This is a genomic window from Serratia sp. CY43202 (genome assembly GCF_052168755.1).
GTDB classification, from domain to species: Bacteria; Pseudomonadota; Gammaproteobacteria; order Enterobacterales; family Enterobacteriaceae; genus Serratia; species Serratia bockelmannii.
The window spans coordinates 69,389-81,589 of the sequence record NZ_JBJNMB010000014.1 but is presented as its reverse complement, the minus strand read 5'-3'; the positions used below and the strand labels follow the sequence as shown (position 1 = coordinate 81,589).

The 12,201-nt window shown below is 59.1% G+C and carries 14 protein-coding genes and 1 tRNA gene; 9 read left to right on the top strand and 6 right to left on the bottom strand.

Annotated elements, in window-relative coordinates; genetic code table 11:
- Window positions 1–176: 176 nt before the first annotated feature.
- From purK to ppiB, 4 genes are all read right to left on the bottom strand, one after another.
- Window positions 177–1,244: a 5-(carboxyamino)imidazole ribonucleotide synthase gene (gene purK, locus ACJ8J5_RS24045; RefSeq protein WP_173889327.1), complete on the bottom strand. Its 1,068-nt coding sequence runs from the start codon at window positions 1,242–1,244 to the stop codon at window positions 177–179.
- On the bottom strand, window positions 1,241–1,765 hold the full coding sequence (gene purE, locus ACJ8J5_RS24040) for a 5-(carboxyamino)imidazole ribonucleotide mutase (protein WP_016928802.1): 525 nt from the start codon (window positions 1,763–1,765) through the stop codon (window positions 1,241–1,243). The genes purK and purE overlap by 4 nt, the downstream gene beginning before the upstream one ends.
- A gap of 149 nt (window positions 1,766–1,914) precedes the next feature.
- On the bottom strand, window positions 1,915–2,637 hold the full coding sequence (locus tag ACJ8J5_RS24035) for a UDP-2,3-diacylglucosamine diphosphatase (RefSeq protein ID WP_173889329.1): 723 nt from the start codon (window positions 2,635–2,637) through the stop codon (window positions 1,915–1,917).
- A gap of 10 nt (window positions 2,638–2,647) precedes the next feature.
- The gene (gene ppiB / locus ACJ8J5_RS24030) at window positions 2,648–3,142 is read right to left on the bottom strand and encodes a peptidylprolyl isomerase B (RefSeq protein WP_025301816.1); all 495 of its coding nucleotides are present in this window, start codon (window positions 3,140–3,142) and stop codon (window positions 2,648–2,650) included.
- A gap of 309 nt (window positions 3,143–3,451) precedes the next feature.
- On the opposite strand from ppiB, the gene cysS reads away from it, so the two are divergent.
- Window positions 3,452–4,837, top strand: a complete 1,386-nt coding sequence (gene cysS, locus ACJ8J5_RS24025) for a cysteine--tRNA ligase (RefSeq protein WP_038875101.1) — start codon at window positions 3,452–3,454, stop codon at window positions 4,835–4,837.
- A gap of 61 nt (window positions 4,838–4,898) precedes the next feature.
- Here the strand turns inward: cysS and ybcJ are convergent, their stop codons facing one another.
- On the bottom strand, window positions 4,899–5,111 hold the full coding sequence (ybcJ, locus tag ACJ8J5_RS24020; RefSeq protein WP_033637394.1) for a ribosome-associated protein YbcJ: 213 nt from the start codon (window positions 5,109–5,111) through the stop codon (window positions 4,899–4,901).
- A 10-nt stretch (window positions 5,112–5,121) separates the two neighbouring features.
- Entirely contained in the window at window positions 5,122–5,988 is an 867-nt protein-coding gene (gene folD, locus ACJ8J5_RS24015) for a bifunctional methylenetetrahydrofolate dehydrogenase/methenyltetrahydrofolate cyclohydrolase FolD (protein WP_016928798.1), read from the bottom strand.
- Between the two features lie 205 nt (window positions 5,989–6,193).
- Between folD and ACJ8J5_RS24010 the strand changes: the two genes are divergently transcribed.
- From ACJ8J5_RS24010 to ACJ8J5_RS23975, 8 genes are all read left to right on the top strand, one after another.
- Complete coding sequence (locus tag ACJ8J5_RS24010) at window positions 6,194–6,403, top strand: hypothetical protein (protein ID WP_025301819.1); 210 nt, start codon at window positions 6,194–6,196, stop codon at window positions 6,401–6,403.
- The gene (locus ACJ8J5_RS24005; RefSeq protein ID WP_043135724.1) at window positions 6,400–6,696 is read left to right on the top strand and encodes a hypothetical protein; all 297 of its coding nucleotides are present in this window, start codon (window positions 6,400–6,402) and stop codon (window positions 6,694–6,696) included. Before ACJ8J5_RS24010 ends, ACJ8J5_RS24005 begins: the two co-directional genes overlap by 4 nt.
- A gap of 96 nt (window positions 6,697–6,792) precedes the next feature.
- Window positions 6,793–6,869 (top strand) — tRNA-Arg (locus tag ACJ8J5_RS24000).
- Window positions 6,870–7,002: 133 nt separating this feature from the next.
- Window positions 7,003–7,329, top strand: a complete 327-nt coding sequence (locus tag ACJ8J5_RS23995) for a gamma-glutamylcyclotransferase family protein (protein WP_049206185.1) — start codon at window positions 7,003–7,005, stop codon at window positions 7,327–7,329.
- A 109-nt stretch (window positions 7,330–7,438) separates the two neighbouring features.
- A complete protein-coding gene (locus tag ACJ8J5_RS23990; protein ID WP_016928795.1) occupies window positions 7,439–7,582 on the top strand; it encodes a hypothetical protein in 144 nt (47 codons plus the stop codon).
- 125 nt (window positions 7,583–7,707) lie between these two features.
- Window positions 7,708–9,240, top strand: coding sequence for a glycosyltransferase family 39 protein (locus ACJ8J5_RS23985; RefSeq protein WP_043135729.1), 1,533 nt, complete (start codon window positions 7,708–7,710; stop codon window positions 9,238–9,240).
- A gap of 327 nt (window positions 9,241–9,567) precedes the next feature.
- A complete protein-coding gene (locus tag ACJ8J5_RS23980) occupies window positions 9,568–10,119 on the top strand; it encodes a flavodoxin family protein (protein WP_004940045.1) in 552 nt (183 codons plus the stop codon).
- 630 nt (window positions 10,120–10,749) lie between these two features.
- A complete protein-coding gene (locus ACJ8J5_RS23975) occupies window positions 10,750–12,198 on the top strand; it encodes a GGDEF domain-containing protein (protein WP_038628979.1) in 1,449 nt (482 codons plus the stop codon).
- The last annotated feature ends 3 nt before the right edge of the window (window positions 12,199–12,201 follow it).

Sequence of the window (12,201 nt, the reverse complement as noted above, 5' to 3'; positions counted from 1 at the left end):
CGACGACAGCCAGTTTAAAGGATAGAGAGTAATCGCGTTGTGTGCGTTTAATATACTGGTTCATCACATTTTCCTCTGTGCATGAGTAAAATGTGTCAACGCTATTCAGGACGGGTCAGCGGCAAAAAAAAGGTTCAGCCTGGGCTGAACCTTCTTCTTTTCGGCGGTATAAACCGTTAAGCCAGCTTCTGCTGTGCCCAGGCCAGCCCGCTTTGGTATTCACCCGGCAGCAGCGGTGCCAGCGCCTGCAGCGCCTGGCGCAGATCGGCGGCGCTCGGGTCGTTCATATTGAGGTGGCCGACCTTGCGGCCCGGGCGCACCTCTTTCTCATACCAGTGCAGATGCACCAGCGGCAGCGACAGCCACTGTTCGTTGACGGCGGTGCCGATCAGGTTGACCATCACCGACGGCGTGCTCACCACCGGCTGCGGCAGCGGCAGGCCGAGAATCGCGCGCAGGTGCAATTCGAACTGGCTGATGGACGCGCCGTTTTGCGTCCAGTGGCCGCTGTTGTGCACGCGCGGCGCCAGTTCGTTGATCAGCAGCCGATCGCCGACGATAAAGCACTCCATCGCCATCACGCCGACGTAGTTCAGCTCGTTCAGGATCGCCGCCAGCATCTGCTCGGCCTGTTGCTGCAGTGCCGGGTTGGGCTGCGGCAGCGCCACGCTGGTGCGCAGGATGCCGTCTTCATGCAGGTTGTGGGTCAGCGGGTAGAATACCGAACGGCCGTCGTGGCCGCGCGCGCCCACCAGCGACACTTCGCCGGAGAAATTGATGCCTTGCTCGACGATGCACTCGCCATAGGCGTCGGCCGGCAGTTCGGCTTCCTGGCCCGGGCGCAAGCGCCATTGGCCGCGGCCGTCATAGCCGCCGACCCGGCGTTTGACGATCGCCAGCTCGCCCAGCGCAGCGAACACCTGCGGCCATTCGGCGGCGCTCGCCAGCAGCTGCCACGGCGCGGTCGCCAGGCCGAGCTGGTCGAGCAGCTGTTTTTGCGTCAGGCGATCCGCCAGACGCGGGAAGATGTCGCGGTTGACGAAGGCGCTGTGGGTCGCCAGCTCGCGCGTCAGCGCGGTTTCTGGCCAGCGTTCGATCTCGGCGGTAATGACGCTGTTCTGATACGGCACCGCTTCAGGTTCGGCATCGATGCCGACAGGGTAGACGGCGATGCCCAGCGGTTCGCCGGCCTGGCGCAGCATGCGCCCCAGTTGGCCGTTGCCCAGTACGCAAACCGGCTTCATGCGTCCTCCCGCGGATCGGGGTGGTTCAAGACGTCTTCGGTCTGCGCCTGACGCCAGTCCGCCAAACGCTGCGCCAGCGCGGCGTCGTGCAGCGCCAGGATCTGCATCGCCAGCAGCCCGGCGTTGGCGGCGCCGGCTTTGCCGATCGCCAGCGTGCCCACCGGAATGCCGCGCGGCATCTGTACGATGGAGTACAGGCTGTCTACGCCGCTCAGCGCGGCGCTTTGCACCGGCACACCCAGCACCGGCACCAGGGTTTTCGCCGCCAGCATGCCCGGCAGGTGCGCCGCACCGCCGGCGCCGGCGATGATCACGTCAAAGCCGTTGGCGGCAGCCTGCTCGGCGAAGCTGAACAGCTTGTCCGGCGTGCGGTGAGCGGAAACGACTTCGACATGGAAGGGGACATCGAGCTGGGTCAGGACTTCGGCGGCGAACTGCATGGTGGCCCAGTCACTTTTCGATCCCATTACAATTGCGATTTTCGCCCCGGTATTGGCGGCTGAAGCGGCGTTGGCTCCCATGGGTGTAAGGCTCCTGTGATTTTTCTGGCGTCGGCTGAGGGCCGAATGAGGGCGTAGAGCATACCATGAGCGCACGGCGAGGAAAACGGTTGCGTCGCCGGTTTTCACCGTCGAAAGCGCGAATTTTTACTCGCGCGCCAGTGCGGAATTCAGAATGGGAATGAGATCAGCTCGACGGCGTCGGTGCTGACTTTGATCATCGATCCTTCGACGTGCCAGGCACCCAGCACCGCGCGATGGGCTTCGCCATTGCTCAATGCCAGCCGGTGCACCGCCGGGCGATGGGTATGGCCGTGGATCATCCAGTGCACGTCGTGGCGCAGCATGGTTTGCTCGACCGCCTGCGGGTTGACGTCCATGATGGCGTCCGACTTGTACTGGTTGGATTGCTGGCTGCGGGCGCGCATCTTGGCGGCGATCTTCAGTCGCCAGCGCAGCGGCATCGCGAGGAACAGTTTTTGAATCAGCGGGTTGTGCACTTTACGGCGGAATTGCTGATAGGCTTGATCGTCAGTGCACAGGGTGTCGCCGTGCAGGATCAGGATCCTGCGGCCGTACAGCTCCAGCACTTTTTCTTCCGGCAGCAGCTGCATGCCGCTGGCGCGGGCGAAGCGTTTGCCGAGCAGAAAATCGCGGTTGCCGTGGATGAAATAGCAGGGCACGCCGGCCTGTTGCAGCGCTTTCAGCGCCGCGGCGATCTCCGCATGCAGCGGCTCGGGATCGTCGTCGCCGATCCAGGCTTCAAACAGGTCGCCGAGGATGTACAGCGCGTCGGCGTGCACCGCTTCGCGCCGTAAAAAACGCAGAAAACCGGCAGTGATTGCCGGTTCCTGTGCGCACAAGTGCAGATCTGCGATGAACAGCGTACTCATGCAGCCGCGATTACTCGCTGACGGTCACGCTGTTGATCACGACGTCTTCTACCGGTACGTCCTGGTGCATGCCGCTGCGGCCGGTTTTCACGCCTTTGATCTTGTTGACCACGTCCATGCCTTCAACCACTTCTGCAAACACGCAGTAGCCCCAACCTTGCGCGTTTTCGCCGCGGAAGTTCAGGAAGTCGTTGTCAGCCACGTTGATGAAGAACTGTGCGGTGGCGGAGTGCGGATCGTTGGTACGTGCCATTGCCAGGGTGCCGATGGTGTTTTTCAGACCGTTGTTGGCTTCGTTCTTGATGGTCGCGTTGGTCGCTTTCTGGTTCATGCCCGGCTCGAAACCGCCGCCCTGGATCATGAAGCCGTTGATCACACGGTGGAAGATGGTGTTGTCGTAGAAACCGGCGCGGCAGTAGTTCAGGAAGTTTTCAACGGTAACCGGCGCTTTGTCAGCAAAGGTCTTGATAACGATATCGCCGTGATTGGTGTGGAAAGTAACCATAGTTTTAATCCTAACAAGGTGAAGTGAGACGTCACGTAAAGCGAGTGAACATTCAGACCGCCCTTATAACATATCCGCCCTAGCGAGTCAGCAGCGGCTCAACCGCGCACTGTCTGTGGTAATTGTGTTTATGTTATATTATAACAATTGCGCTGACCGCCGAATTTTGCGCGTTTTCTTCGCGTGAAGCCAGCAAAGCATGGCCTTAACCTTGCAATAGATCAGGCTTCAGGTTTCAATACGCTACCGGGCGGAAAACCTGAAGCCCGGTTATCTTTTTTGTTATCACGCACACCACGGAATCTCCCGATGCTAAAGATTTTTAATACCCTGAGTCGTCAAAAAGAGGAATTCAAACCCATTCATGCCGGGAAAGTGGGCATGTACGTGTGCGGGGTAACCATTTATGACCTGTGTCACATCGGCCACGGTCGTACCTTTGTCGCTTTCGACGTGGTGGCGCGTTACCTGCGCTATCTCGGCTATTCGCTGAACTACGTGCGCAACGTCACCGACGTAGACGACAAAATCATCCGCCGCGCGGCGGAAAATCATGAGACCTGCGACCAGCTGACCGAACGCATGCTGGCGGAAATGCACGCCGACTTCGACGCGCTGCTGATCGATCGTCCGGATCAAGAGCCGCGCGCGACCCAGCATATCGCCGAGATCATCGAGATCACGCAGCGCCTGATCGATCGCGATCACGCCTATGTGGCCAGCAACGGCGACGTGATGTTCTCCATCGACAGCGATCCGCAATACGGGCTGCTGTCGCGCCAGGATCTGGATCAGCTGCAGGCCGGCGCGCGCGTGGAAATCGACGACGTGAAGCGCAACCCGATGGACTTCGTGCTGTGGAAAATGTCCAAGCCGGGCGAGCCGAGCTGGCAGTCGCCGTGGGGGCCGGGCCGTCCGGGCTGGCATATCGAATGCTCCGCCATGAACTGCAAACAGCTGGGCACCCACTTCGACATCCACGGCGGCGGTTCCGATCTGATGTTCCCGCACCACGAGAACGAGATCGCGCAGTCGAGCTGCGCCCACGACGGCCCGTACGTCAATTACTGGATGCACTCCGGCATGGTGATGATCGACAAAGAGAAGATGTCCAAATCGCTGGATAACTTCTTCACCATCCGCGACGTGCTCGGCCATTACGATGCGGAAACGGTGCGTTACTTCCTGATGTCCGGCCACTATCGCAGCCAGCTGAACTACAGCGAAGAGAACCTCAAGCAGGCGCGCACCGCGCTGGAGCGCCTCTATACCGCGCTGCGCGGCACCGATGCCGACGCCGCACCGGCCGGCGGCGAAGCGTTCGAAGCCCGCTTCCGCGAAGCGATGGACGACGACTTCAATACCCCGGAAGCCTACTCGGCGCTGTTCGATCTGGCGCGCGAGGTTAACCGCCTCAAGGGTGAAGACATGGCGGCGGCCAACGGCATGGCGGCGGAACTGCGCAAGCTGGCGAACGTGCTCGGCCTGCTGCAGCAGGAGCCGGAGCAGTTCCTGCAAGGGGGCGCTCAGGTTGACGACGGCGAAGTGGCGGAGATTGAAGCGCTGATCAAACAGCGTAACGAAGCGCGTGCCGCCAAAGACTGGGCGCTGGCGGATGCCGCTCGCGATCGGTTGAACGAGATGAACATCGTGCTGGAAGACGGCCCGCAGGGCACCACCTGGCGCCGTAAGTAATCCGGCCGCAGGGAAAAACAAAAAAGGCGCTGAATTCAGCGCCTTTTTCTATGGCAGCGGGTTAGGGTTTAACCATGACCTTGCCGCCGTTGAACTCCACCACCTGATCGGCGACGATCTTGCAGCGCTTGCGGGTTTCGACCTTGCCGTCGACTTTCACCTGCCCTTCAGCGATCACTTCTTTGGCGGCGCCGCCGCTTTCACACCAGCCCTGGAACTTCAGCAGATCGCACAGTTCGACGTGGGGATGATTGTCCAGATTGAAAATTTCCATACTGCCTTACTTATTTAGGTTGAACGTCGTGATATTCCTCGCAGGCCTGCAAGGTATTTTGGATCAGTGTAGCAACGGTCATCGGGCCAACGCCACCCGGCACCGGGGTTATGTAGGCGGCGCGCTCGCTGGCGGCGTCGAAATCGACGTCGCCCACCACTTTACCGCTTTCCAAGCGGTTGATGCCGACGTCCACCACGATGGCGCCCGGTTTGATCCAGTCGCCCGGAATGAAGCCCGGCTTGCCGACCGCCACCACCAGCAGATCGGCGTTCTCGACGTGATGACGCAGATTCTTGGTGAAGCGGTGGGTGACGGTGGTGGTGCAGCCGGCCAGCAGCAGCTCCATGCTCATCGGGCGACCGACGATGTTGGACGCGCCGACCACCACGGCATTCAGGCCGTAGGTATCGATGTTATAACGCTCCAGTAGGGTAACGATGCCGCGCGGCGTGCACGGGCGCAGCTTAGGCGCGCGCTGGCACAGGCGGCCGACGTTGTACGGGTGGAAGCCGTCGACGTCTTTGTCCGGGTGGATGCGTTCCAGCACCTTGACGTTATCGATGCCGGCCGGCAGCGGCAGCTGCACCAGAATGCCGTCGATTTCTGCGTCGGCGTTCAGCTGGTCGATCAACGCCAGCAGCTCGGCTTCACTGGTGGCAGCGGGCAGGTCGTAGGAGCGGGAAAGGAAGCCGACTTCATCGCAGGCGCGGCGCTTGCTGGCGACGTAAATTTGCGAAGCCGGATTCTCGCCGACCAACACAACCGCCAGCCCTGGGGCGCGCTTGCCGGCCGCCAGACGTTGTTTCACTTGCTCAGCCACTTCGTTTCTAACCTGCTGCGCAATCGTTTTACCATCAATAATCTTTGCTGACATCAGTGTGGAAATCCATCAATTAAGAAAAGCGGGGATGCCGCTATTCTGGCAGAAGCTGAGCGCGCTGTCAGGCGCAGAATCACCCTCGCCGCCGTTGCCGACGGCGATTTACGCTTTTTTTATATCGGCCTCAGGATCCTCTACGTCATTTTTACCTGCATTTGCATACGCTGGGGCCATACACAGGGCGAAAGAGGGCAGGATCATGAGAGCGATAACCCGGCTTTATCCGTTGCATCATCAACCTGATCAGCAACCGGCGGAGCCTAAACACGTAGGGGAGACGGTGTTCGATTCTTCACGGCATCCGGCGGGCAGTGCGCAACTCACCGCGCTGCATCAGCTCGGCCAGCACCAGGCAGCGCCGTCGTGGCGGGCGCGCCTGAGCGCGCTGTGGCGGAAGCTGTGCGCATGAACGGCAGCGCATGGGGAGGTTGCGCGCTATTGCTGGCTTGGGCGCCGTGGAGCCAGGCATCCTTAAACAGCGCACGCCCTGACTCCGCATTGGGGGAAAGGGGGGAAGCGACCTGCAATATGCAGGTGGTTGAGCATGCCGATTGGGGGGATATTGCCGCAGTGGTACAGTCTACGCGCCTTTGTCTGCGGCGGGGCGGTGGGCGGCAAGAGGCTGAGCGCACACCAGGCGATACCGCGGTCGGCCTGGCGCACCGTAACATAGCGCGGGCGCTGGCGGAAAAAACGCCATAAAGCGCCGTCGCCGCCGTAACGTCATGAAAAGGCATTGACTCGCTAACCTCTGACCGTATAATCGCAACCCGCAACCACAGGTTGCCGCATCTCAATGCGCCCTTAGCTCAGTTGGATAGAGCAACGGCCTTCTAAGCCGTAGGTCATAGGTTCGAATCCTATAGGGCGTGCCATTACTTCCTTGATTTTCTTCCCCCCGACTTGTTCCCGCAAAAATTCGACTGTGTAATCCATACTCTCGTTGGCTCGCCATTGAGCGCCATGCTATGTTCGTTCGCTAACTTTTAGTCAGTGGCAGAGAGCAACATGCAAAGCTTATTCGTTTACGGCACCCTGGGGCCGGGCAGACCCAACGCGCACATTATGGAAGCCATCGGCGGCAGCTGGGAAGAAGGCAGCGTCGGCGGATCGCTGCTTAACGAAGGCTGGGGCGCCGAGATGGGCTACCCAGGCATCGTGTTGGATAACAGCGGCAATCGGGTGAACGGTTTTCTGTTCCGTTCAGCTAATCTCGTCAACCACTGGCCGACTCTCGATGCGTTCGAAGGTGAGGGGTATGAACGGGTGGCGGTCAGCGTCTCCACCGCCGGCGGCGAAACCGTCGATTCGTTTATCTACATGTTGAAGAAATGAGATGAAGCCGCCTCGCCGAGTGAGTGCGAGGCGCTTGACCCGCCGGCAATTGAACTTTCGTTTATTTTGCCGCGCTACAATAGGCGAAAATTTCCCCATGGAGCCTATCGTGCGCAAATCCAGATTCCTGCTCGTGACCTTGCTGTGCCTGTGCGCCGCCGCCGTGCTGTACGTCATGGCTTACCGGGCGTTGGGGCATTACCTCAGCGACGGGGAGAAAGCCTACCCGGATATCAGCGTTGAAATCCGCTGAGGGCCGTGCGGCGCCGCGGTGATTGCACCGACTTTTTCGCACTGATTTACCCGCCATTTACCCGCCGTCGGCAATGATGACGCTGCGTCTCCACACGGTGTGGTTCTCTTGGGCGGAATGCCGTTATGTCACTGCAGCAGGTATCGAATGTTTCTTTGAGCAACAACGGCTTAAAGGGCATCGGTTACAAACATTACGCGTTGGCGATCGTGGCGTTTTCGGCGATCGTGCGATTTATTTCCTTATCAGATCGGTATTTTTGGTGCGATGAAGCCTCCAGCGTACTGACCAGCCGCTATGACGTGGGCGCTTTGCTGTACCACGCTTCTTTCGATGTTCACCCGCCGCTTTATTACCTGTTGCTGCATGGCTGGATGGCGCTGTTTGGCGACGGCATCATGGCGGCCCGCTCGCTGAGCCTGGTGTTCGGCGTGATGACGGTGGCGTTGGCGATGCGTTTTACCCGTTGGTTGACCAATGAGCGGGCGGCGCTGATAGCGGGGTGGCTGATGGCAATCATGCCGATGGCGGTGCGTTACAGCCAGGAGGCGCGCATGTACGCGCTGATGGGGATGCTGGCGATCGCCGCCGCCATGGCGTTGGCGAAGTGGCTGAAAACGCCGGATAACCACCGTTACCTGGCGCTGTATGCGTTATTGATGACGCTGAGCTTTTATACCCACTACTTCACGATTTTTACGCTGATCGCTCACTGGCTGGTGCTGCTGGCGCTGTCGTGCCGCCGCGAAGGCGTACGTTACATCAAGCAGCCGGCGTGGTGGCTGGCCAATGTGGCGATCGGGGTGGCCTACATTCCCTGGCTGCTGGTGCTGTTCAATCTGCTGGCGCATATCGCCGAGCTGCGGGTCGGCGGCGACGTCGGTTGGATCCCTCAGGTTTCCTGGGGCGATCTGCCGGCGATGTATTGGCGTTTTCTCACTGGGCATGATGGCAGCAATTATCCGACGGTCATTCTCTGGCTGCTGCCGGCGATGTTTATCGCCTTATGTTCATTGCTACTGTGGCGGCGGGAGACGCCGAGAACATTCTCGCTGCTGCTGCTCGGCGGCATTCTGATCCCGGTGACGTTGGTATTCGCCATTTCCTGGCGCTCGCCGCTGTTTGTCGATCGCTACCTCTATTCGGCCGCGCTGGGCATTCCGCTGGTGTTGGGCGTGCTGATCGCCGGCACGAAAAGCCGGGTGCGCGGGATTTCTTTGCTGCTGTTCTTCAGTTTGCTGTTCGGCTGCGGCGTGCGTAACGATTACCCGGTCGAGAAAGATGAGTTCAAAGTGATGGTGCACTACATCAACAGTCTCTATCAGCCTAACGATGCAGTGGTGGTCAGCAACATGTTCAACTACCTGAGCTATGTGTATTACAACAAGCAGGGCTATCGCGCCCTGTTGTATACCCCGGCCAGGCCCAACGGCATTTCGGGCAAGCCCAATGCCTATGGTTTCGGCACCTTTTTCCACGATCGGGCGGCGCAGACTTACGTCGATAATCTCAGCGCGTTAGCGAAAGGCCATCGCCGGGTCTGGCTGGTCAGCGGCGGCGATTTCAATCAGGACTTCGGCCGTTCGCCGCCCGGGTGGGTCAATACCGGCACCTTCAAGAGCGGCGGCTTTGAGTCGCGCCTGTTCGTGGTGCGTTGAGCAAAATGTCATATTTCCCATTCGGCGTTACATCTGGCCGAGCAAACTTACGCGGGGATGACAGTTCTATACATTGGGATTGGTACTGTAGCTCTACCCGATGATGTTGTGTGTTATCCATTCCCTGTAGTGTATTACCCCATCCCTGTTAAGTTTATCCCGCCTTGTGCGGGATTTTTTTTATCTGCGCATACCCGGCGGTGCGTAACGCGATTTTTTTGAATATCACCGTCAGTTTTATTCGGTATTCAGCCGCTGCGCGCTTGATTAGATTGAACGCGAGAGGGGGCGCCGTCGGTGCCTTTGTGCAATGAGTGGAGAATTTCTATGGCGAAGACAGTAGTGGTGTTTCATTCCGGCTACGGCCATACCGAGCGTTTGGCGAAAGTTGTGGCGGAAGGTGCGGGGGCGGAACTGATCGCCATCGATCAGAACGGTGACATCAGCGACGAAGCCTGGCAGACGTTGGATGAGGCGGACGCCATCATCTTTGGCTCGCCGACCTATATGGGCGGCCCATCCTGGCAGTTCAAGAAATTCGCCGACGCGAGCTCCAAAGCCTGGTTCGGCCGCAAGTGGCAGGACAAAGTGTTCGGCGGCTTTACCAACAGCGCCAGCCTGAACGGCGATAAGCAGGTCACGTTGATCGCACTGCAGACGCTGGCTTCGCAACATGGCGGCCTGTGGGTCAGTCTGGGGCTGCTGCCGGCCAACACCAAATCGGCGCAGCGTACCGACGTCAATAACCTGGGCGGTTCGGTGGGGCTGCTGGTGCAGACCCCGGCGGATGCCGGCGTGGATGAGATGTTGTCGGGCGATCTGGCGACCGCCAAGCTCTATGGCCAGCGCGTAGCGGGCTTTGCCGCCAAACTGGCGTAAGGCCTTACCGTGTAGATGGGGTGGCGGTGCGGTTGAACGGATGCCGCGTTCATTTTCTCTGCACAATTGGCGTGTAGGCTGCGAAATGTTATTAGCCTGCTTGGGCTAACACTGCATTTCGTACAAATATTCCCGGTTCCTAGGCCGGGTTTTTTGTTGCTAAGGTCTGCTTAAGCTTTCACCGCTATACTGCGTGGCAACACGGGCATGCAAGGCATGGCCGTGTTGTAACTGTCGATTTGCTGTTGTTCAAGCAAGCCCGCTTCATGCGGGCTTTTTTTGAGTTGTTATTGCACGGGCGGCCCAGTTGCAGGAAAATAATCGCGCAGTTATTCAAACATCATTCAACGACCAATAACCACAAGCTTATTAATGTAATTGACGCCGTCGGCGACCTATTACGCTATGCGCTATGCTGACAGCAGAGTAGCCATTATTTGCTGACGCTACGCGGGTGTGCCCGCCGCAGCCGAACGGGGCTAAGAAAAGTCTGTTAATTAAATGTTAACGTTTTTTATTATTGATTTGTCTGGCTTTTTTGGTTGAAATCCGGGTTGACTATCCCTCACTGGCCGGGCGAGAGAGTATGCACATTATTATTCTGGTTATTAGCAAAATATGGGCAAGGCGATGAACGCCAGAATAAACGCCAGGCATGGCCTGCCGCTAACGGTTCAGCTGATCAATCTTTTCATGCTGGCTTTTTTGCTTTCCCTGGTGGGTATTCTTAGCCGGCCGATTGGCTCGCTTTCCTTATTTTGGCCAGTGAATGCGATTCTGCTCGGTTTGCTGCTGCGCAAACCCATTTACGGCACGCCGCTCGGCTGGCTTACCACCTATCTGGGCATGGTCGCCGCCGATCTCAGCACCGGCGAAGGTTGGTCTCTGGCGCTGTGGCTGAACGCCTGCAACATGTCGCTGATCGCCGTCGGTTACGGCATCATGCTGATGCTGCCACAATCTCAACGGCGCATGGGCAAGCCCCAGGCGATACTCTATATGTTCAGCGCCAGTTTGGCCGGCGCGGCGGTGGCGTCGACGCTGTCGGTGCTGCGTAATGATAGCCTCTATAACAACACGGTGGTGATCGCCTGGCTGGCTTGGTTCAGTGAGCAATTCTCGACGACCTTGCTGCTGTTGCCGGTGCTGATGGCGGCGCCGCGGCTGAAGCAACTGCTGCGCATGCAGGTACGTTGGCGCCTGAAAGGCTGCCTGCCGTTGCTGGCGTTGCTGCTGTCGCTGGCGTTCAGCGTCTATATCGGCGGGCCGGGAGCCATCGCCTTCCCGATCCCGGCGCTGCTGTGGTGCGCGGTACGCTACCCGCTGTTCCCCGTGACGTTGCTGACGCTGTTGACCGGCATGACCGAGATCAGCAGCATTTCTGCCAACCTGGTGCTTTATGAAACGCCGAACAACCACAACGCCTTCCTCGATACCCTGATGTCCGCCCGATTGGGCATCGCCATGCTGGTGATGGGGCCGCTGATCCTCGCCAGCTCCATCGCCGCCAACCGCAAGCTGATGCGACGTCTGGAGCACAGTGCCAACCACGATTTTCTGACCGGGGTGCTGGCGCGCAGCGCGATGACCCGCAAAGCGGGCGAGTTGCTGGAGCATAAACACCGTTCCAAAGAGGCGGTGTCGCTGCTGCTGATCGACATTGATCATTTCAAGCAGATCAACGATACGCACGGCCACAGCGCCGGCGATCAGGTTTTGGCGTCGTTCGCGCACATCGTGCGGCGCGAGCTGCGTCACGATCAGCTGTTCGGCCGCTTGGGCGGGGAAGAGTTTGCTATCATGCTGCCGCGCGCGCTGGCGGCGCAGGGCGTGGCGCTGGGGGAACATTTGCGCCGGCTGGTGGAGCAGACGGAGCTGCAGGCGGAAGGCAAGCAGACGTTGAAAATCACCATCAGCGTCGGCGTTGCCAGCCTGGCGATGAATGAGGTGAAATCGTTGGAACAGCTGATGAATATGGCGGATATCGCGCTGTATCGCGCCAAATCGCAGGGGCGTAATCGGGTGGAGTCGTTCAACGTGATCAACGGCAACAGCGTCGAGCATATCCTGTTCCGTTAACCG